Source organism: Gordonia sp. NPDC057258 (assembly GCF_042668985.1).
GTDB lineage: Bacteria > Actinomycetota > Actinomycetes > Mycobacteriales > Mycobacteriaceae > Gordonia > Gordonia hongkongensis.
The window spans coordinates 68157-86276 of record NZ_JBHUXZ010000007.1; the positions used below are offsets into that span (position 1 = coordinate 68157).

The window sequence follows — 18120 nt, forward strand, 5'->3', positions numbered from 1 at the left end:
CGCCGCACGGTTCTGAGCTCGGCGGCGCGCGTAGTACGGTTCGCGGGTGGCCAATCTCGACAGGTATCTCTATCCCCCGATGAGTGCTCAGCGGATCATCCCGATGGTCCTGTGGCCGATCAGCCTGCTCATGGTCGTACACCGCTCGGTGTTCCTCGGGGTCAACGGTGACCGCACCGACGACTTCAAACCGGTGTACGCCGCGGCCTACAACTTCCTCAACGGCCTGCCGGTCTACGGCGAGAACTACGCCACGGTCGACCCGCACTACCTCTACCCGCCGTCGGGCACCCTGCTGATGGCGCCGGTCGCCGTCATCGACTACGAGCGCGCCCGCTGGGCCTTCATCGCGGCGAGCGTCATCGCGCTGCTGATCTGCGCCTACCTGCTCACCCGCATGTTCGGGTTCGCGTTCAACTCGTGGGTCATGCCGACGGTCCTGTTCTTCTTCTTCAGCACCGAAACCGTCTCGCACACACTGATCTTCACGAACTTCAACTCGTTCGTGCTCCTCGGCCTCCTCGCCTTCCTGATGCTGATGCTCAGCCGGCACGACTGGTGGGCGGGCGTGCCGATGGGCCTCACCCTCGCGGTGAAACCGGTGCTGGCGCCGCTGATGCTGCTGCCGCTGCTCAACCGGCAGTGGCGGGTGTTCGCGCTCGCCATCGTGGTTCCGGTCGTCCTGACGATCGTCGCCTGGCCGCTGTCGGTCGACGCGAACGACTTCATCAGCCGGACCGTCCCGTACCTCGGCGAGGCACGCGACTACTACAACAGTTCGATCGCCGGCAACGGCGCGTACTTCGGCGTCGCACCCTGGCTGGTACTACTGCTCCGCGTCGCCTTCGTCGCGATGGCCGCGTTCTCGCTGTGGTTCCTGTACCGCTACTACCGCCGGACCAACGAGTTGCTGTGGATCACGGCATCGTCGGGAGTCCTGCTGTGCACGACCTTCCTCGTCGGTTCGCTCGGTCAGGGCTATTACTCGATGCTCCTGTTCCCGCTCCTGATGACGGTGCTCCTGCCCGGCTCGCCGATGCGCAACTGGCCCGCCTGGCTCGGGGTCTACGGGTGCATGACCTTCGACGGTTTCTACTCCGACCGCTGGACGGCGTTCGGCTGGATGGTCGAGTACAACAAGGTCACCTGGGGTTGGTCACTCCTGATGATCGCGGTGTTCTGCTCACTGCTGTTCCGCTACCTCGACATGCGGTCCGACGGGGTGGCCGGCATGGTGCCGCCGGTCCGTTCGGAGACCGACGCGCCGAGCGTCCCCGCCACCGAGACCGCGACTTCCACGAGCGAGACCGTGGGCCTGTCGAAATAGTGCTGCCAAAGCCGGTCCGGCTGCGCGCTACCGTGGAGGACATGACCGACAGCACCCCGTCGACCGACGCCGAGAATCTCGCCGAACTCACCGATGAGCAGTGGCGCCAGCGCCTGACGCCGGCCGAGTACCGTGTCCTCCGCCAGGCGGGCACCGAGGCGCCGTTCACCGGTGAATACACCGACACCAAGACCGTCGGCATCTACCGGTGCCGCGCCTGCAACACCGAACTGTTCCGTAGCGAGCAGAAGTTCGAATCGCACTGCGGCTGGCCGTCGTTCTTCTCCCCACTCGCCGGCGACAAGATCATCGAGGTCGAGGACAACTCGCTGGGCATGCGGCGCGTCGAGGTGCTCTGCGCGAACTGCAAGAGCCACCTCGGCCACGTCTTCGCCGGAGAGGGCTACGACACCCCCACCGATCTCCGGTATTGCATCAACAGCATCAGCCTGACGCTGGAACCGGCCGAGTAGCGGCCGGTTCCAGCGGCTCGGCTCAGGGCAGCGCGTCGATCAGCGCCGGCACCTCGACCCGTGGGCCGGTGAAGAACGGCGTCTCCTCGCGGACGTGCATCCGCGCCTCGGTGGCGCGCAGATCACGCATGAGGTCGACGATGCGGTGCAGCTCGGGCGCCTCGAAGGCCAGCAGCCACTCGTAGTCGCCCAGCGCGAACGACGACACCGTGTTGGCGCGGACGTCCTTGTACGCGCGCGCTGCCTTGCCGTGGTCGGCGAGCATCTTGCGCCGCTCCTCGTCGGGCAGCAGGTACCACTCGTAGGACCGCACGAACGGGTACACGCAGATGTAGTTGCCGGGGTCCTCGCCCGCGAGGAACGCCGGGATGTGGCTCTTGTTGAACTCGGCGGGCCGGTGCAGCGCGACGTTGCTCCACACCGCGTTGCACGCCCGTCCCAGAACGGTCTCGCGACGGAACTTCGCGTAGGCGGCCTGGATCGGCTCGACGTCCTCGGCGTGCCACCAGATCATGAAGTCGGCGTCGGCGCGCAGACCCGACACGTCGTAGACACCGCGGACGACGACGCCGGTGTCCTCGAGGGACTTGAAGAAGTCCGCGGCGTCGGATTTGGCCTGATCGCGATCAGCACCCAGTTCACCTGGGCGGACCGCGAACACCGAGAACATCAGGTAGCGGATCGTCGAGTTGAGTTCTGCGTAATCCAAGCGGCTCATGGGTGCCATCGTGCCACCGGCGCCCACCCGGCGACCAGGCAGGTCAGCGGAGTCGGGTCACGTCAGATCTGCCAGCAGTTCGGCCGCCGCGCGGCCGGCCCGGCCGATACAGGCCGGCACCCCGACACCGGCATACGACGACCCGGCCAAGGCCAGACGCGACGGCCGCGCGGCCAGCACCTGCGACATCGCCGCGAGGTGCCCGGGCGCATAGACCGGCAATCCGTCGTCCCAACGCTGCACGTATGCGTCGACGACCCGCGACGACACCGGCGCGACACCGGCGGCGCGGCACACCTCGTCGAGGTCCTCGAGTGCCTCACGACGCAGCCGGTCGTCGACGCCGGGTTCGGCCGTCTCATCCGGTACCACCGCACCGAACCGTCCGAACGACGCCCGCACCGAGACCGGCCGGCCCGCATCCGACATATGCGCCCACTTCTGCGAGCTGAACGTGAAAGCCTTGGCGCGCAACCCTTCTCCGGTCCCCACCAGCACACCGGAGTGATCGGGCAGCTCGGTCCCCGGCGCGAGCGCGATCGACACCACCACCGACGAGGCGCCCCGGACCGCGCGCAACGGCGCAGACAGGTCCGGCGCGGACCGACCCAGTAGCTCCCCCGCCCGCCAGGCCGGCACGGCCAGGAGCACGGCGTCGTACGGTCGCGGGTCACGAGCCGTACCGAAGTCGAGCACCCACCCGGCCCCAGACGGAGTGACTTCGGTGACCGGACACGAGATCTCGGGTTCGATGCCGGCCGCGGTCCGCAGGGCGTCAAGGAGGATTTGGTATCCGCCCACGAGGGCGCCGAAGACCGGCCCCGAGGCCCCGGCCCCCGCGGCGATGAGGTCGCCGACGGCAGCGGTGAGCGACGGCGCGCCCGCGTCGAGGCGCGTGGCCAGCGCCGGTAGCGCCTCGCGGACCCCGATGTCGTCGGCGAGACTGGAGTACACACCCCCGAGCATCGGGTCGACGCTGCGCGCCACCACCGAGGGCCCGAACCGGTCGGCGACCAGCTGCCCGACCGACGTATCGTTCCCGGCTTCCCACCGCATCGAACGGTCGGGTTCACCGGACATGCGGTCGACGTCCTCGGGGTCGGCGAGACCGTCGACGACGGCCGGTCCGGCCGGGATGCCCATCAGCGCCGGACTGGGCAACGGATGCAACCGCTTACCCGACCACACCGCGGGACGGCGCGGCGTCGGCGAGACGATCCGGTCGGCGAGGCCCAGTTCGGTGACGAGTTCGAGCGCCTCGGGTCGCCGGACGATGAACGCCTCGGCCCCGACGTCGACGGCCCGACCGCCCACCGTCGTGGTGTGCAGGACCCCGCCCACCCGTCCGGAGGCCTCGAGCAGGTCGAGGTGCGCGTCGGGCCCGAGCGCACGACGAAGGCGGTAGGCGGCGGTCAGACCGGAGATCCCGCCGCCGACGATCGCGATTCGGACCCGCGGGGACATCAGAGGCTGTGGATGACTTCGACGGCCCGGGTCAGCACGTCCGGGTCGGTGCCGGGCAGCACGCCGTGTCCGAGGTTGAAGATGTGCCCGACCGCCCCGGCGGCGATCGCCCGGTCGCCATCGGCGACCACCCGGCGGACCTCGGCGTCGACGACGTCGGGGCCGGCGAACAGCAGTGTCGGATCGAGGTTGCCCTGCACTGCCCTACCCGGACCCACCCGGCGCACGGCCTCCTCGAGCGGCACACGCCAGTCGACGCCGATGACATCGGCACCGACATGCGCCATCGGGGCGAGCAGCTCACCGGTGCCGACGCCGAAGTGGATGCGCGGGACGCCGTACCCGGCGACCTCGGCCAGGACACGGGCGCTGTGCGGTGCGACGAAACGCTGGTAGTCGGCGGCCGACAGCATGCCCGCCCACGAGTCGAAGAGCTGGATCGCGTCGACCCCGGCCTCCAGCTGGACGCGCAGGAACGCGATGGTGATGTCGGCGAGACGCGCCATCAGCTCGGCCCACGTCTCCGGGTCGCCGTGCATCATCGCCTTGGTCCGCTCGTAGTTGCGGCTCGGGCCGCCCTCGATGAGGTACGAGGCCAGGGTGAACGGCGCTCCGGCGAAGCCGATCAGCGCCACCTGGTCCCCCAGCTCGCCGAGGAGTAGTTCGATGGCCCGCGCGATCGAGCCGACCGCTGCCGGTTCCAGCCGCGGGATGCGCGACACCGCGTCGGGCGAGCGCACCGGCTCGGCGATCACCGGCCCGGTGCCCGCGACGATGTCGAGGTCGATGCCGGCGGCCTTGAGCGGCACCACGATGTCGGAGAACAGGATCGCCGCGTCGACGTCGTGCCGGCGGACGGGCTGCATGGTGATCTCGCAGACCAGTTCGGCGTCGAAGCAGGACTCCAGCATGCCGTGATCGGCGCGGATGGCCCGGTACTCGGGCAGCGAGCGACCGGCTTGCCGCATGAACCACACCGGCCGGCGTGACGGGGTCGCGCCGGTGGCCGCGGCGACGAGCGGCAGGTTCGACCTATGGACCCGGGTACCAGTTGCGTTCGACATCACCGCTTACTCTGCCATGCCCCTCGATCTGCGCACGGGTGGTCCTCGGCGCGCCTCCGCCGTGGCCGGGCACCCCAGCCCTACGGTCGAACGGTGACCTCTTCGGGAGCTCCGGACGAGCCTGCTGATTTCCGCGCAGCGGTGGAGTCGCTGCATGCTGCCCGGGTGCGCCGCGAGATCGAGGTCGGGCCCATCCGCCCGCCGCAGCGCCTGGCGCCGTACAGCTACGCCGTCGGCGCCGAGGTGCGCCCGCCCGAGGACCTCGACGTCGTGCCCACGGATTCGCAGGGAAGCGCCTTCGGGCGCCTCATCCTGCTGTTCGATCCCGCCGGACAGGACGCGTGGAACGGCACCATGCGCCTCGTCGCGTTCCTCCAGGCGGAGGTGGAGGCGGCCCTGGCCATGGATCCGCTGCTGCCCGAGGTGGCCTGGAGCTGGCTCAGCGACGCCCTCGGCGTCCCGGTGGGCGCGACCGCCACGCCCGACGGTTCCGCCCACCGCGTCGAGGTGACCGCGCTCGGCGGCACCGTCACCTCCACGACGTCGGTCCGGTACGGCGACATCGCCGGACCTCCGCGCGCACATCAGCTCGAGGTGCGCGCCTCGTGGACCGCCCTGAGCTCGGACGGCCTGAACAACCACCTCGAGGCGTTCTGCGACGTGCTCGCCTCCGCGGCCGGTCTCCCGCCGGTCGGGGTCACCGAACTCGGCGCGACGTGAACGACTCCGCCCCCGGGGATGCGGCCGAGAACCCGATCGAGCCGGACCCCGCGCCGGAGGTCACCCCGTTGCTCCGGCCGGCCGACGGCGTGCCCCCGGTACTGGCGACCGCCACCGAATTCGCCGACGCGGCAGCCGCTCTGGCAGCCGGCGACGGGCCGATCGCCGTCGACACCGAACGCGCGTCGGGCTACCGGTACTCGCAACGCGCCTATCTGATCCAGATCAAACGACGCGGATCGGGGAGCTTCCTGCTGGACCCGATCGGTGATCCCGGCGCGCTGGCGCCCGTCATCGACGCGATGCGCGGACCGGAATGGGTGCTGCACGCGGCCGATCAGGACCTCCCGTGCCTTCGCGAACTCGGTTTCGAGTGCGTTGAACTGTACGACACCGAGCTGGCCGGACGCCTCCTGGGCCTGGCCAAGGTCAACCTCGCCGCGATGGTGGCGGAGTTCCTCGGGCTGGGACTCCTCAAGGGACACGGCGCCGCCGACTGGTCGCGCCGCCCGCTGCCCGACGAATGGCTGAACTACGCCGCGCTCGACGTCGAGGTCCTCGTCGAACTGCGCGACGCCATGGACGCCGCACTCGCGGAAGCGGGCAAGGACGGCTGGGCGCGAGAGGAATTCGCGTACGTCCTGGGCCGGCCACCGGCACCGCCGCGCACCGACCGGTGGCGCAAGACGTCGAACGTGCACACCGTGAAGTCCACCCGCGCGCTCGCCGCGGTCCGCGAATTGTGGACCGCGCGTGAGGAACTGGCGCAGCGTCGGGATGTCGCGCCCGGACGTGTCCTGCCCGACACGGCCATCGTCAACGCCGCGACCGTGAACCCTCAGTCCATCGCCGAACTCACCAAGCTGCCGGTCTTCGGCGGCCCGCGTCAGCGCCGTCAGGCCGGGATCTGGATGTCCGCGCTGCAGCGGGCGCGCGAGATCCCCGACAGCAAGCTGCCCTCGCGGAAGTCGACCGGACCGGGCCTGCCCCCGGTCAGCCGGTGGGATCAGCGCAACCCGGAGGCCGCGGCGCGGCTGCAGGCGGTCCGGCCGGTGCTCAAACAGATCGCCGAAGACCACACCCTGCCGGTGGAGAACCTCCTCGCACCCGACGTGATGCGACAGCTGTGCTGGGACGGGTTGCCGGAACCGATCACGACCGAGGCGCTCGATGCACATCTGGCCGCCGCCGGCGCCCGCACGTGGCAGCGGACGCTCTGTGTGGAGGCCCTGACCGAGGCCCTCCTCGACGCCGCCCGACCAGGGCCGACGGCGGCCGCCGAGTAGATCGACCAGCCCGACGAGACCCCCGGCCATCGCGCTGTGGCGCCGACCTTCGCGTACATTCGGGGGTCACGACCCGATTGCCATCACCCGAGTACGCGAGCCACCGGGAAGTCACCTCCGGTGAGCACACCACCTTCCGCGATGGGAGTAGTTCCGTGGCCACAGTCTCCGTCGGCATCGACTCCGACCTCGAACCGAGCGCAGCATGGGCGCTCGCCAGCAACCTCTCGCGCTTCGACGAGTGGATGACCATCTTCGGCGGGTGGCGCTCGCCGGTCCCCGACACGATCGCCGAGGGCACCACCATCTCCTCCCTCATCAAGGTCAAGGGCTTCCGCAATGTGATCCACTGGACCGTCACCGACTACGACGAGCCGCGGCTCATCGCGCTGTCGGGAACCGGCCGCGGCGGGGTGAACATCGATCTGGCGATGAAGGTCGACGAGATCGCCGACGGTTCGCACTTCGATCTGTCGGCCGAGTTGTCCGGCGGTCTGCTCAACGGCTCGGTCGGCAGGCTCGTCGCCAAGATCCTGGAATCCGATGTGCACAAGTCGATCTCGAACCTGGCGACACTGCGCTGAGTCGATCGGGGCCGACCTGACCCCTCTGCACCCTAACCCGAGGAACCACCAAACCGCTGGTCTGTGGGGTGCAAGCGACACCCTCCCTCCGCTCCCTGAGGTGCGAGGAGCGCCAGCGACGAGCCACGAAGGGTTCGCGACGCATCTCACCAGGACCCTTCGTGACGGCCTCCGCAAGCTCCGGCCTCCTCAGGGAGCAGTAGTAAGGCTCGCCGCGAGCACACAGGTTTCTTTCGTAGTCCAGGACGGCCGTCAGGCCGCTGGTACTGAGGTGCGAGGAGCGCCTAGCGACGAGCCCCACGAAGGGCAGGCGTCCGTCGTCAGCCAGGCGGGTGCAGTGTCGCGGCCCGGACTACGGCGAGAGCTGATCCGGACTCCTCGAAGAGGCGCCGCTGGCGAGAGGCCCCGTTGCCATCCAGACGCAGCCGGTCCAGCGCCTGCATGACGCCGTCCCGCTCACCGAGTCGGTCCAGCGCCGGCGCGAGCACGGTGAGGAACTGCTCGACCCGCGTCCAGACCGGCACCAACGCGCCGGTCGTCGGGTCGAGCGCACGCCCGTCGACGCCGTCGTGGGCGGCGATCCAGTACGCGGCCGACAGCAGCGCCGGATCGAGGTCCGCGGCCGGGAACCGCCGGTCCTCCGCGCGCAGGTCGTCGAGGGCGGTCATCACCGCCGCACGGACGAGGGTGGCGAAGGTCCGCGTCTCCTCCACCCGCATCTGCACGTCCCCGACCCGCACCTCGACCGTGGGCAGGTGATCCGACGGCCGAGCGTCCCAGTACAGCATGTGCGGGTCCAGGATCGTGCCCGTGGCCACGAGGACTTCGACCGTCTCGGCGAAGTGTTCGGCCGAGCGCAGGTGCGGTGGCGGTCCCGCCGCGGGCCATCGCGACCAGAGCACCGAGCGCCAACTGGCGTGGCCGGAGTCGGCGTCGCGATAGATCGCCGAGTTCGCCGACAGCGCAAGCAGTATCGGTAGCCACGGGCGCAGGCAATTGCACACCGCGACGGCGGTGTCGGTGTCCGGGACACCCACGTGGACGTGACAGCCACTGATGCCCTGTTCGTGGGCCAGCATGCCGTACCGCGCGGCGATCGCCCGGTAGCGGCCGGTGTCGGTCACCGGAAACGACTCGGGCACGCGTGGCGGCACCCCGCAGGCGACCACGTCCACGCCTATGTCATCGGCCGCCGCCGCCAGGATGCCCCGCAGCCGGTGCAGGTGGTCGCCGATCTCCTGACTCGTCGCCGCGGTCGGCGTGGCGATCTCCACCTGCGACGAGGTGAGTTCCAACTCGAGATCGAGGCCGCGCGCGGATGCCGCGGTCGCCACCTCGCGGTTGCTCCCGACCGGCCGTCCGGTCTCCCGGTCGACGAGGACGAACTCCTCCTCGACCCCGAGGGTCGGCGCCGGAATGCCCCGGAAATCCCCGCCCGCGGAACCGTACTCGTCGTTCACACGGAGAAAATGCCCAGCGGCGGCATCGGTCAAACGGGACGTCAGTCCTCGGCGCGGCTCTCCGCCGGATCGGGCGTGTTCTCGATCGCCCGGTCCAGGCCGGGACCGGCCTGCATGCCCGAGACCGTCGCGGTGATCGACCGGGCGAGGTCCTGCGCGGTCAACCCGATATCGGCGAGGATCTCGTTGCGCGAGGCGTGTGCGATGAACTCCTGCGGGATGCCCTTGATCTGGACCGGGACGAGCACCTCCGCCGCCGACAGCGCGGCGGCGACCGCGGACCCGACGCCGCCGCTGGTGCACCCGTCCTCGAGCGTGACGACGAGCCGGTGGCGGCGCGCGACCTCGACCACCGAGGTGGGCACCGGCAGTACCCAGCGCGGATCCACGACCGTCGCATCGATTCCCTGACGGGCCAGGCGTTCGGCGGTGTCGACGGCCAGCCCGCAGAAGGCACCGACCGCGACGATGAGCACATCGCCGCCCGCCGGACCGAGGTCCCGGTCCGTCCGGTGCAGCACGTCGACACCGTCGTCGAGCCGCTCGACCGCGCGGATGTCTTCGGGGACAGCACCTTTGGAGAATCGGAGGGCCGTGGGGCCGTCGGCGACGCCGAGTGCCTCGTCGAACTCCTCGCGCAGCCGGACGGCGTCACGGGGTGCGGCGACCCGCAGGCCGGGCACCATCGCCATCAGCGAGAGATCCCACATGCCGTGGTGGCTGGGGCCATCGGGTCCGGTGATGCCGGAACGGTCGAGGACGAGCGTCACCGGCTGCCTCAGCAGCGCGACGTCCATCAGCAGCTGATCGAACGCGCGGTTGAGGAACGTCGAGTAGATCGCGACAACCGGATGCAGTCCGCCGAGCGCGAGTCCGGCCGCCGAGGTCATCGCATGCTGTTCGGCGATGCCGACGTCGAACATACGGTCCGGGTAGCGTTCGCCGAAGGGGGTGAGGCCCGTCGGTCCGGGCATCGCCGCGGTGATCGCGACGACGTCGGGACGGTTGGCGCCGGCGTCGAGCAGTGCGGCGGAGAACACGGCGGTCCAGTCCTGGGGTGAGACGCTGGTGGGCCGGCCGGTGATCGGGTCGATGATGCCGGTCGCGTGCATGAGGTCGGCGACGTGGTTCTCGGCGTGGGCGTAGCCCATGCCCTTGCGGGTCACGGTGTGCACGATCACCGGGCCGCCGAAGTCGCGGGCCTGCCGCAGCGCCGACTCGACCGCGTCGATGTCGTGACCGTCGACGGGCCCGACGTACTTCAGTCCGAGATCGGTGAACATCGCCTGCGGGGCCAGGAGGTCCTTGAGCCCGCTCTTCATCCCGTGCAGGACGGCGTATGCCGGCTCCCCGACGACGGGCACCTGCTTGACGACGCGACGACCCTCGTCGAGGAACTTCTCGTACCCGGGCTGCAGGCGCAGCCCCGACAGGTGGCTCGCGAGTCCGCCGATCGTCGGCGCATACGACCGACCGTTGTCGTTGACGACGATGACGACCCGGCGGTTGCAGGCGGCGATGTTGTTGATGGCCTCCCAGCACATACCGCCGGTCAGGGCGCCGTCGCCCACCACCGCGACCACCGTGCGATCCGGCTGACCGGTCAGTTCGAAGGACTTCGCGAGCCCGTCCGCATACGACAGCGCCGCCGACGCGTGCGAGGACTCCACCCAGTCGTGGTCGGACTCCGCGCGCTCCTGGTAGCCGGTGAGCCCGCCGCGCTGGCGCAGCTGATCGAAGCCGTCCTTGCGTCCGGTGACGATCTTGTGGACGTAGGACTGGTGGCCGGTGTCGAACAGGATCGGATCCGACGGCGAGTCGAAGACGCGGTGGATGCCGAGCGTCAACTCGACGACTCCGAGGTTCGGTCCGAGATGTCCGCCCGTGGCGGCGACCTTCTCGATCAGGAACGTCCGGATCTCGGCCGAGAGGACCTGCATCTCCTCGTCCGACAGCGGCCGGAGATCGGCCGGCGAGCTGATCCGGTCGAGCACACCCATCGTTTCCTCCATCACCGGCGAGACGCCAGGTCGGCTGTCGAGCCGGAGAACGTCCGGCACATGTCTGGTCAGTCTACGGAAGCATTCGTCGCGAGCCCGATCGACGGATGGCCGACGCGTCGGGATCCGGACCTCGCGAGCGCGCCCCGCTCACCCGTCGGCGGCCGGAATGAGGCAGGCCACCGCCTCCACGTGGTGTGTCAGCGGGAAAGCGTCGAAACCGAGTATGTCGACGACACGGAATCCGCGTGCGGCGAAGTATCCGAGATCACGTGCGAATCGGGCGGCGTCGCAGCCCACGTGGACCACGATGCCGGGCCGGGCGTCGGCGATCGCCCCGATCACCCGTTCCCCGGCTCCGGTACGCGGGGGATCGAGGACGACGACGTCCGGCCGCGCGGTGAGGTCCGTGATCCGGGCCGCGACCTCCCCGCGATGGGTGTGCACCCGATCGCCGTCGCCGGCGAAGGCCCGCTCGGCGGCGTCGAGTGCGGCCGGATCCGAATCGACGATGTGCACGGTGTCCGGCGCACCGGCCGGGCCGTCGAGCAGTGCGCCCGCGAACACCCCTGCCCCGCCGTACAGATCCCACGCCACGCGTGGCGGTCCCCCGAGATGCGCACCGACGAAGTCGACGACGGTCTCGGCGTAGGCCCGCGGCGCGTCGCGGTGCGCCTGCCAGAATCCCGAGACGGGAATGTCCCACGACCGCCCGCCGACCCGCTGGACGGCCGTCGCCCCACCTTCGACGACCCGCTGGGCACGGGGCCGTGCGTGCCGAGCGCGGTTCTGCTGCGCCCGGCGCCGGCTGTCGGCGCGGCCCCGGCGCGGCTCCGCCACGGGCGCGAGTTCGGTGATGTGGCGCGCGCCGTCGGCGTCGAGCACGACGGCGAGTTCGGAGTGCGTGGTGAAACCGCGGTCGGCGAGTCCGTCGAGCATTCCCGGGGCGGGCTGGACGCAGGCCTCGATGACGACGCCGCGGCCGCGGAACGCCGACTGCCCCGGGCGCCCCCGGCCGTCCACGGCCAGGCGGGTCCGGATTCGCCACCCCACCTCGGCGTCCCCGAGACGCCGCACGCCGTCGGTCGCCAGCTCGGTGCCGGCCACGATCTCGCCCGGTAGACGACCCACGCGATCCAGGACATCGAGCAGCACAGCCTGTTTCAGGTCCCGCGCATGGTCGGGCGTCACGTGCGCGAGGTCACAGCACCCGGCCCCGGCCGCAGCCGCCGGACACCGCGGCGCCACCCGGTGCGGCGAGGCGTCGAGCACCTCCGCCACCTCAGCCCGCCAGTACGAGTCGTGCCGGTCGTCGGTGATGTCGGCGACCACCCGTTCGCCGGGGATCGCCCCGCGGACGAACACGACGCGGCCGTCGGCGCGGCCCACGGACTCACCGCCGTTGGCCGGACGGTCGACGGTCACCTCGACCCGGCGCGGTGTTGCCGGGCCGCTCACGGTCGCCGTTCGGGTTCGCCGAGTGCACGACGGGTCTCCCCCGGAGCCCAGTACGCGCGGTCTTCCTTGCGCCGGTCCGACGAGGTGAGCTGCCACGGCACCGAGGTCACCATCACGCCGGGCTCGAACAGCAGCCGGCCCTTGAGGCGCAGCGCCGACTGGTTGTGCAGGATCTGCTCCCACCAGTGCCCGACGACATACTCCGGGATGAACACGGTCACGACGTCGCGCGGCGACTCGCGCCGCACCCGGCGCACGTATTCGATGACGGGCCGGGTGATCTCGCGATAGGGCGAGGCGATGACCTTCAGCGGGACGGTGATGTCGCTGGCCTCCCACTCCGAGACGAGCTTGCGGGTGTCGCGGTCGTCGACGTTGACCGTGATCGCCTCCAGGACGTCCGGACGGGTGGCCCGCGCGTACCGCAGGGCCCGCTTGGACGCCATGTGCAGGCTGGACACGAGCACGATCGAATGCGTGCGGCTGGGCAGGACGGCCTCGTCGTCGTCCTCGGCGCGGTCGAGTTCGCGCTGCACCGACGCGTAGTGGTGATGGATGAGTTTCATGATCACGAACAACGAGACCATCGCGATCACGGCGATGTAGGCACCCTCGGTGAACTTGGTGATCAGGACGACGACCAGAACCGTCGCGGTCATCACCAGGCCGACCGTGTTGACCACCCGGGACTGCATCATCCGACGCCGCGCGCTCGGGTCGGTCTCGGTACGCAGCAGACGGGTCCAGTGCCGCACCATGCCCGTCTGGCTCAGGGTGAACGACACGAAGACGCCCACGATGTAGAGCTGGATCAGGGACGTCACCTGCGCGCCGAACGCGACGACGAAGATGATCGCGGCGATCGCGAGGAAGAGGATGCCGTTGCTGAACGCCAGGCGGTCGCCTCGGGTGTGCAACTGGCGCGGCAGGTAGCGGTCCTGCGCGAGTACCGAGCCCAGCACCGGGAAACCGTTGAAGGCGGTGTTCGCGGCCAGCAGCAGGATCAGCGCGGTGACGGTGGCGACGAAGAAGAAGGCCGGCGGGAACGAGTCGAAGACGGCATGGGCCAGCTGGGCGATCATGGCCTTCTGCTGGTAACCCTCCGGCGCCCCGATGAGATCCTGCTCCGGGTTCATCACGTACTTCGCGCCGATCTTCTCCGCCAGCAGCACGATGCCCATCAGCAGGGTGATGGAGAACGCACCCAGCAGCAGCAGCGTCGTCGCGGCGTTGCGCGACTTCGGTTTCCGGAAGGCCGGCACCCCGTTGCTGATGGCCTCCACCCCGGTGAGCGCCGCACAGCCCGAGGAGAACGACCGGGCGACGAGGAAGATCAGCGCCAGCCCGGTGAGATTGTCCTGTTCGGGCACGATGCCGAAGTCGGCGGTCTCGGAATGGATGTCCTGACCGAGCACGTAGATCTCGGTGAACCCCCAGATGAGCATGCCCAGGACACCGATGATGAACCCGTAGGTCGGGATCGCGAGCACGGCCCCGGACTCCTTGATGCCACGCAGGTTGACCGCGGCGAGCAGCATGATCGCACCGACGCAGAACCACACCTTGTGCTCTTCGACGAACGGGATCGCCGAACCGATGTTCTCCGCCGCCGACGTGACCGACACCGCCACCGTGAGCACGTAGTCCACCAGCAGGGCGCTGCCGACGGTCAGGCCCGCGTTGGGACCGAGATTGACGGTCGCGACCTCGTAGTCGCCGCCACCCGAGGGATAGGCGTGCACGTTCTGGCGGTAGCTCGCGACGACCACGGCCATGACGACGGCGACGGCGATCGCCACCCAGGGCGTGAACGCCAGCGCGCTGATGCCGGCGACGGACAGGACCAGGAAGATCTCCTGCGGCGCGTACGCCACCGAGCTCATCGCGTCGGAGGCGAACACCGGCAGGGCTATCCGCTTGGGCAGCAGCGTGTGACCGAGCGTGTCGCTGCGAAAAGGCCTGCCGAGCAGGAGGCGTTTCGTCGCGACGGACACCTTGGAGACGGTGGACACCAGGCAACCCTAGAGCGTTGGCGCCGAGGCGGGTAGGTTCGACTCGCGGCAGACGAGCCGCGTGTGGAGAGGAATGCCGTGCAGGTGGTCATCATGGGTTGCGGGCGGGTCGGATCCGCGCTCGCGATGTCGATGCAGAAGCGCGGACACGACGTCGCGATCATCGATCGGGATCCGAGCGCGTTCGTGCGGCTGAGTCCCGACTTCGCGGGCCGCACGATCACCGGGGTCGGGTTCGACCGCGAGATCCTCGTCAAGGCGGGCATCGAGCACGCCGACGCGTTCGCCGCGGTGTCCTCCGGGGACAACTCGAACATCATCTCGGCGCGAGTGGCCCGCGAGACCTTCGACGTCGAGCGCGTCGTCGCCCGGATCTACGACGCCAAGCGCGCCGAGGTGTACGAGCGGCTCGGGATCCCCACGGTGGCGACCGTCCCCTGGACGACCGAGCGGTTCGTCTCGGCGCTCGGCGAGACGACGACGATGGAGTGGCGTGACCCGTCGGGTTCGCTGGCGGTCGCCCAGATCGACGTCGACGACTCGTGGATCGGGATCTCGGTCGGCAAGTTCCAGGAGCAGACCGGCGCGCGGGTGGCCTTCCTCAGCCGCGTCGGACGTCCGGTCCTCCCCGAGGCGAAAACCGTTCTGCAACAAGATGATGTGGTCTACGGAGCGGTCATGCTCGACAACCTCAAGAACGCCCGCGGCGTCGCTGCGCGGCCGTTCACCCAGAACGAGTCCGGATGACCCGGGCCGAAGGAGTCCCGAAGTGAAGGTCGCCATCGCCGGAGCCGGCGCGGTCGGGCGCTCGATCGCCCGCGAACTGCTGGTGAACGCCCACGAGGTCACGCTCTTCGAGCGCGACGCCGGCCACATCGACACCGATGCCGTCGTCGGCGCGGGCTGGGTGCTCGCCGACGCGTGTGAACTCGCCAATCTCGAAGAGGCGCAACTACAGACCTACGACGTCATGATCGCCGCGACCGGCGACGACAAGGCCAACCTCGTCGTGAGCCTGCTCGCGAAGACCGAGTTCGCCGTCAACCGGGTCGTCGCCCGCGTCAACGACCCGCGTAACGAGTGGCTGTTCGGCGAGGACTGGGGCGTCGACGTCGCCGTCTCGACCCCGCGCCTGCTCGCCTCCCTGGTCGAGGAGGCGGTGTCCGTCGGCGATCTGGTCCGGTTGATGACGTTCCGTCAGGGGCAGGCCAACCTCGTCGAACTCACCCTGCCGTCGAACACTCCCCTCGCCGGCAAGCCCGTCCGGAAGCTGGAACTGCCGCGCGACGCCGCGCTCGTCGCGATCCTGCGCGGCGGCCGCGTCATCGTCCCGCAGCGCGACGACCCCCTCGAGGGCGGCGACGAACTGGTCTTCATCGCGCCCACCGAGGCCGAGCCCGCCCTCTACGAGGCTATGCAGATCGCGCGGTGACGTCCGCGTCCGGCGGGGTGCCGGCGCGCGCCGCCTCGGCTCGCTGCGCCCGGCGAACCAGGAGGATCGTCGCGAGCACCACGAGCGCGGTCAGCGGCCACCCCATCGCGATGCGCGCGAACGCCAGCCACCCGGTGGCCCCGTCGTCGTACAGTTCCGACTGCGTGAGGTAGCGCGCCGCGAAGAGCACCGCCCACAGTGCGGTGGCGATGTCGTAGGCACGGAGGATGGACCGCTGCTTGCGCCAGCCCGAACCCTCGCCGTTGATCAGATGCCAGGCCACCCCGATGAGGGGCCACCGCACCAGGATCGAGACGGCGAACACGATCGCATAGACGAGGGTGCTCCAGATCCCGAAGAGGAAGTAGCCCTTGGCATCCCCCACCCGGTCGGCGATGAAGACGCAGATGGCGACGCCGAGCAGACCCGAGATCGCGGGGGTCAGGGGTTCGCGGCGCACGAGCCGTACGACGAAGAGCAGCGCCGCCACGCCGAGCGCCGCGTAGATGGCGGTCCGGAGGTCGAAGAAAGAGTTGACGGGGACGAACACCACCACGGGCACCGTCGAATAGACCAGGCCGGAGACGCCACCGATCTGTTCGAGGACCGTGGGCGCCGTCCGCTCGGGTGCTGACTGTCCGGGTGCCGACGGTTCGGCGTCCGGCTGTCTCGAGGCCGGATGCTCGGGGACCGGACCGGTCACTCGTCGACGCCGTGCAACTCGTAATAAGGGTTGTAGATCACCTTGTGGCCGTCCTGCTCGGCGAGCCGGCCCCGGACGGTGACCTTGCGGCCGGGCTCGATGCCGGTGATGCGGTTACGGCCCAGCCACTTCAGCATCACGATGTCGGATCCGTCGAAGAACTCGGCCTTCACCCCCGCCTTGGCCGAGCGCGAACAGGTCTCGACGGCACGCAGTTCGCCGTGCATGGTGACCTCGTCACCGCGGCAGCACTCGGATGCGCGCTGAGCGCCTGTCGCCTTGGATTCCTCGGCGATCTTCTCTGCGTCGGCGTCACCGAGATCTTCGGTCAGCCGACGGGTCAGTCGTTTGAGATAGCCGGCAGTGGGCATCTCGACCCTCCCAATGGATTTCGGCCGGCACCGCAGGGCTGTACAGAGCGGTGTCCGTGGGTCGCCGAACGAGTGATCGGTGACCTGCCCGCCAGCGTAGACCTCGGCCTCGGCCAGTGACAACGTCGGCGACCGCGGGGCCATTCCGTGGTCGTCGGACCCCCGCTGTCCAGGTCTGCGCGGGGGCCTCGGGACACCCTAGTGGTGTGTCTCGGAAACAAGCGAATGGTCCCCGGCGCCCCACCGGATACCGGCCACCTATTTCCGAGACATACCACTAGGGGATGATGCCCTGATGCCTGGCACCGACGGTCCGCACCGCCCTCGCCCGACGGCTCTCGTCGGCATCCCCGGAACGGGCTCCGACGCCGATCACGTCACGCGTTCCTTTCAGCGCGCCGCAGCTGACCTGGAGGTAGAGCTCATCGCGCTGGACCCGACGACGCCGTTGATCGACGGCCACCTCCGCGGGCTGGAGCGGGCCGCCGGAGCGCACCGCTCGATCCTCGTGGGCGGGGTGTCGATCGGGGCCGCGATCGCGCTCGAGTGGGCCCTGCGCGACACCGGCCGACGCTGCGCCGGGGTGCTCGCCGCGCTGCCGGCATGGAGCGGTGACGCCCACTCGGCACCCGCGGCCGCGAGTGCCGGCGCCACCGCCGATGCGCTCGAACGTGACGGACTCGAGGCGACCATCGCGGCGATGGCGAGCAGCAGCCCGGCCTGGCTGGCCGCGGAACTGACCCGGTCGTGGCGGGGTCTGCACCCGGGCCTCGCCCGCATGTTGCGCGAGGCGGCTCGTCATCGGGCGCCGACGCCGGCCGAGATCGCCGGGCTCACGGTGCCGCTGGCCATCGTCGCGGCCGCCGACGATCCGGTCCACCCCATCGCCGTCGCCCGCGAATGGCATGCTGCCGCACCGCAATCGACCCTCGTCGAGATCACGCTCGACGACTGGGGCCACGATCCGGGTGTGCTGGGAGACGAGCTCCGGGCCGGGCTTGTCGAACTCACCGACCCGCCGGGGTGATCGGAGCCCGGTGTGGCCGGA

General features: G+C 70.0%; 17 protein-coding genes. 8 read left to right on the top strand and 9 right to left on the bottom strand.

Going from position 1 to position 18120, the window contains the following annotated elements; genetic code table 11:
• The first annotated feature begins 46 nt into the window (after window positions 1-46).
• Window positions 47-1327, top strand: a complete 1281-nt coding sequence (locus ACFUEJ_RS07510; protein ID WP_388028422.1) for a glycosyltransferase family 87 protein — start codon at window positions 47-49, stop codon at window positions 1325-1327.
• Between the two features lie 41 nt (window positions 1328-1368).
• Window positions 1369-1800 carry a peptide-methionine (R)-S-oxide reductase MsrB gene (msrB, locus tag ACFUEJ_RS07515; RefSeq protein ID WP_058250317.1) on the top strand — a complete coding sequence of 144 codons (432 nt, stop codon included), beginning with the start codon at window positions 1369-1371 and terminating at the stop codon, window positions 1798-1800.
• A 22-nt stretch (window positions 1801-1822) separates the two neighbouring features.
• Here the strand turns inward: msrB and hemQ are convergent, their stop codons facing one another.
• The 3 genes from hemQ to hemE are packed head-to-tail and all read right to left on the bottom strand — an operon-like array spanning window position 1823 to window position 5046.
• Window positions 1823-2518 (bottom strand): hydrogen peroxide-dependent heme synthase, encoded by a 696-nt coding sequence (hemQ, locus tag ACFUEJ_RS07520; RefSeq protein ID WP_058250316.1) that lies wholly within the window; start codon window positions 2516-2518, stop codon window positions 1823-1825.
• Window positions 2519-2575: 57 nt separating this feature from the next.
• The gene (gene hemG / locus ACFUEJ_RS07525) at window positions 2576-3982 is read right to left on the bottom strand and encodes a protoporphyrinogen oxidase (RefSeq protein ID WP_247451987.1); all 1407 of its coding nucleotides are present in this window, start codon (window positions 3980-3982) and stop codon (window positions 2576-2578) included.
• Window positions 3982-5046: a uroporphyrinogen decarboxylase gene (gene hemE, locus ACFUEJ_RS07530; RefSeq protein ID WP_247451986.1), complete on the bottom strand. Its 1065-nt coding sequence runs from the start codon at window positions 5044-5046 to the stop codon at window positions 3982-3984. Before hemE ends, hemG begins: the two co-directional genes overlap by 1 nt.
• 93 nt (window positions 5047-5139) lie before the next feature.
• Between hemE and ACFUEJ_RS07535 the strand changes: the two genes are divergently transcribed.
• From ACFUEJ_RS07535 to ACFUEJ_RS07545, 3 genes are all read left to right on the top strand, one after another.
• Complete coding sequence (locus tag ACFUEJ_RS07535) at window positions 5140-5766, top strand: DUF3000 domain-containing protein (protein WP_058250234.1); 627 nt, start codon at window positions 5140-5142, stop codon at window positions 5764-5766.
• On the top strand, window positions 5763-7052 hold the full coding sequence (locus ACFUEJ_RS07540) for an HRDC domain-containing protein (RefSeq protein WP_388028428.1): 1290 nt from the start codon (window positions 5763-5765) through the stop codon (window positions 7050-7052). Before ACFUEJ_RS07535 ends, ACFUEJ_RS07540 begins: the two co-directional genes overlap by 4 nt.
• A 155-nt stretch (window positions 7053-7207) precedes the next feature.
• Window positions 7208-7636 (top strand): SRPBCC family protein, encoded by a 429-nt coding sequence (locus ACFUEJ_RS07545; protein WP_068969826.1) that lies wholly within the window; start codon window positions 7208-7210, stop codon window positions 7634-7636.
• Between the two features lie 320 nt (window positions 7637-7956).
• On the opposite strand, the gene ACFUEJ_RS07550 is transcribed toward ACFUEJ_RS07545, so the two are convergent.
• The 4 genes from ACFUEJ_RS07550 to ACFUEJ_RS07565 all read right to left on the bottom strand — a co-directional run bounded on the left by ACFUEJ_RS07550 (window position 7957) and on the right by ACFUEJ_RS07565 (window position 14566).
• Window positions 7957-9096, bottom strand: a complete 1140-nt coding sequence (locus ACFUEJ_RS07550) for a glutamate--cysteine ligase (RefSeq protein ID WP_078112318.1) — start codon at window positions 9094-9096, stop codon at window positions 7957-7959.
• A gap of 41 nt (window positions 9097-9137) precedes the next feature.
• Window positions 9138-11096 (bottom strand): 1-deoxy-D-xylulose-5-phosphate synthase, encoded by a 1959-nt coding sequence (dxs, locus tag ACFUEJ_RS07555; RefSeq protein WP_388028432.1) that lies wholly within the window; start codon window positions 11094-11096, stop codon window positions 9138-9140.
• A gap of 150 nt (window positions 11097-11246) precedes the next feature.
• The gene (locus tag ACFUEJ_RS07560) at window positions 11247-12554 is read right to left on the bottom strand and encodes a class I SAM-dependent RNA methyltransferase (RefSeq protein ID WP_388028435.1); all 1308 of its coding nucleotides are present in this window, start codon (window positions 12552-12554) and stop codon (window positions 11247-11249) included.
• Complete coding sequence (locus ACFUEJ_RS07565; protein ID WP_078112316.1) at window positions 12551-14566, bottom strand: APC family permease; 2016 nt, start codon at window positions 14564-14566, stop codon at window positions 12551-12553. Before ACFUEJ_RS07565 ends, ACFUEJ_RS07560 begins: the two co-directional genes overlap by 4 nt.
• 78 nt (window positions 14567-14644) lie before the next feature.
• Between ACFUEJ_RS07565 and ACFUEJ_RS07570 the strand changes: the two genes are divergently transcribed.
• Both ACFUEJ_RS07570 and ACFUEJ_RS07575 read left to right on the top strand, forming a co-directional pair.
• Window positions 14645-15313 carry a TrkA family potassium uptake protein gene (locus ACFUEJ_RS07570; protein WP_205334458.1) on the top strand — a complete coding sequence of 223 codons (669 nt, stop codon included), beginning with the start codon at window positions 14645-14647 and terminating at the stop codon, window positions 15311-15313.
• A gap of 22 nt (window positions 15314-15335) precedes the next feature.
• Window positions 15336-15998, top strand: coding sequence for a potassium channel family protein (locus ACFUEJ_RS07575; RefSeq protein ID WP_388028438.1), 663 nt, complete (start codon window positions 15336-15338; stop codon window positions 15996-15998).
• On the opposite strand, the gene ACFUEJ_RS07580 is transcribed toward ACFUEJ_RS07575, so the two are convergent.
• Both ACFUEJ_RS07580 and ACFUEJ_RS07585 read right to left on the bottom strand, forming a co-directional pair.
• Window positions 15979-16701, bottom strand: coding sequence for a DUF3159 domain-containing protein (locus ACFUEJ_RS07580; RefSeq protein WP_137808741.1), 723 nt, complete (start codon window positions 16699-16701; stop codon window positions 15979-15981). The two genes, ACFUEJ_RS07575 and ACFUEJ_RS07580, sit on opposite strands and share 20 nt — an antisense overlap.
• Entirely contained in the window at window positions 16698-17072 is a 375-nt protein-coding gene (locus ACFUEJ_RS07585; protein WP_004018839.1) for an OB-fold nucleic acid binding domain-containing protein, read from the bottom strand. Before ACFUEJ_RS07585 ends, ACFUEJ_RS07580 begins: the two co-directional genes overlap by 4 nt.
• 295 nt (window positions 17073-17367) lie before the next feature.
• Here ACFUEJ_RS07585 and ACFUEJ_RS07590 point away from each other — a divergent pair, with 295 nt between their 5' ends.
• Entirely contained in the window at window positions 17368-18099 is a 732-nt protein-coding gene (locus ACFUEJ_RS07590) for an alpha/beta fold hydrolase (protein ID WP_078112314.1), read from the top strand.
• Window positions 18100-18120: the final 21 nt, after the last annotated feature.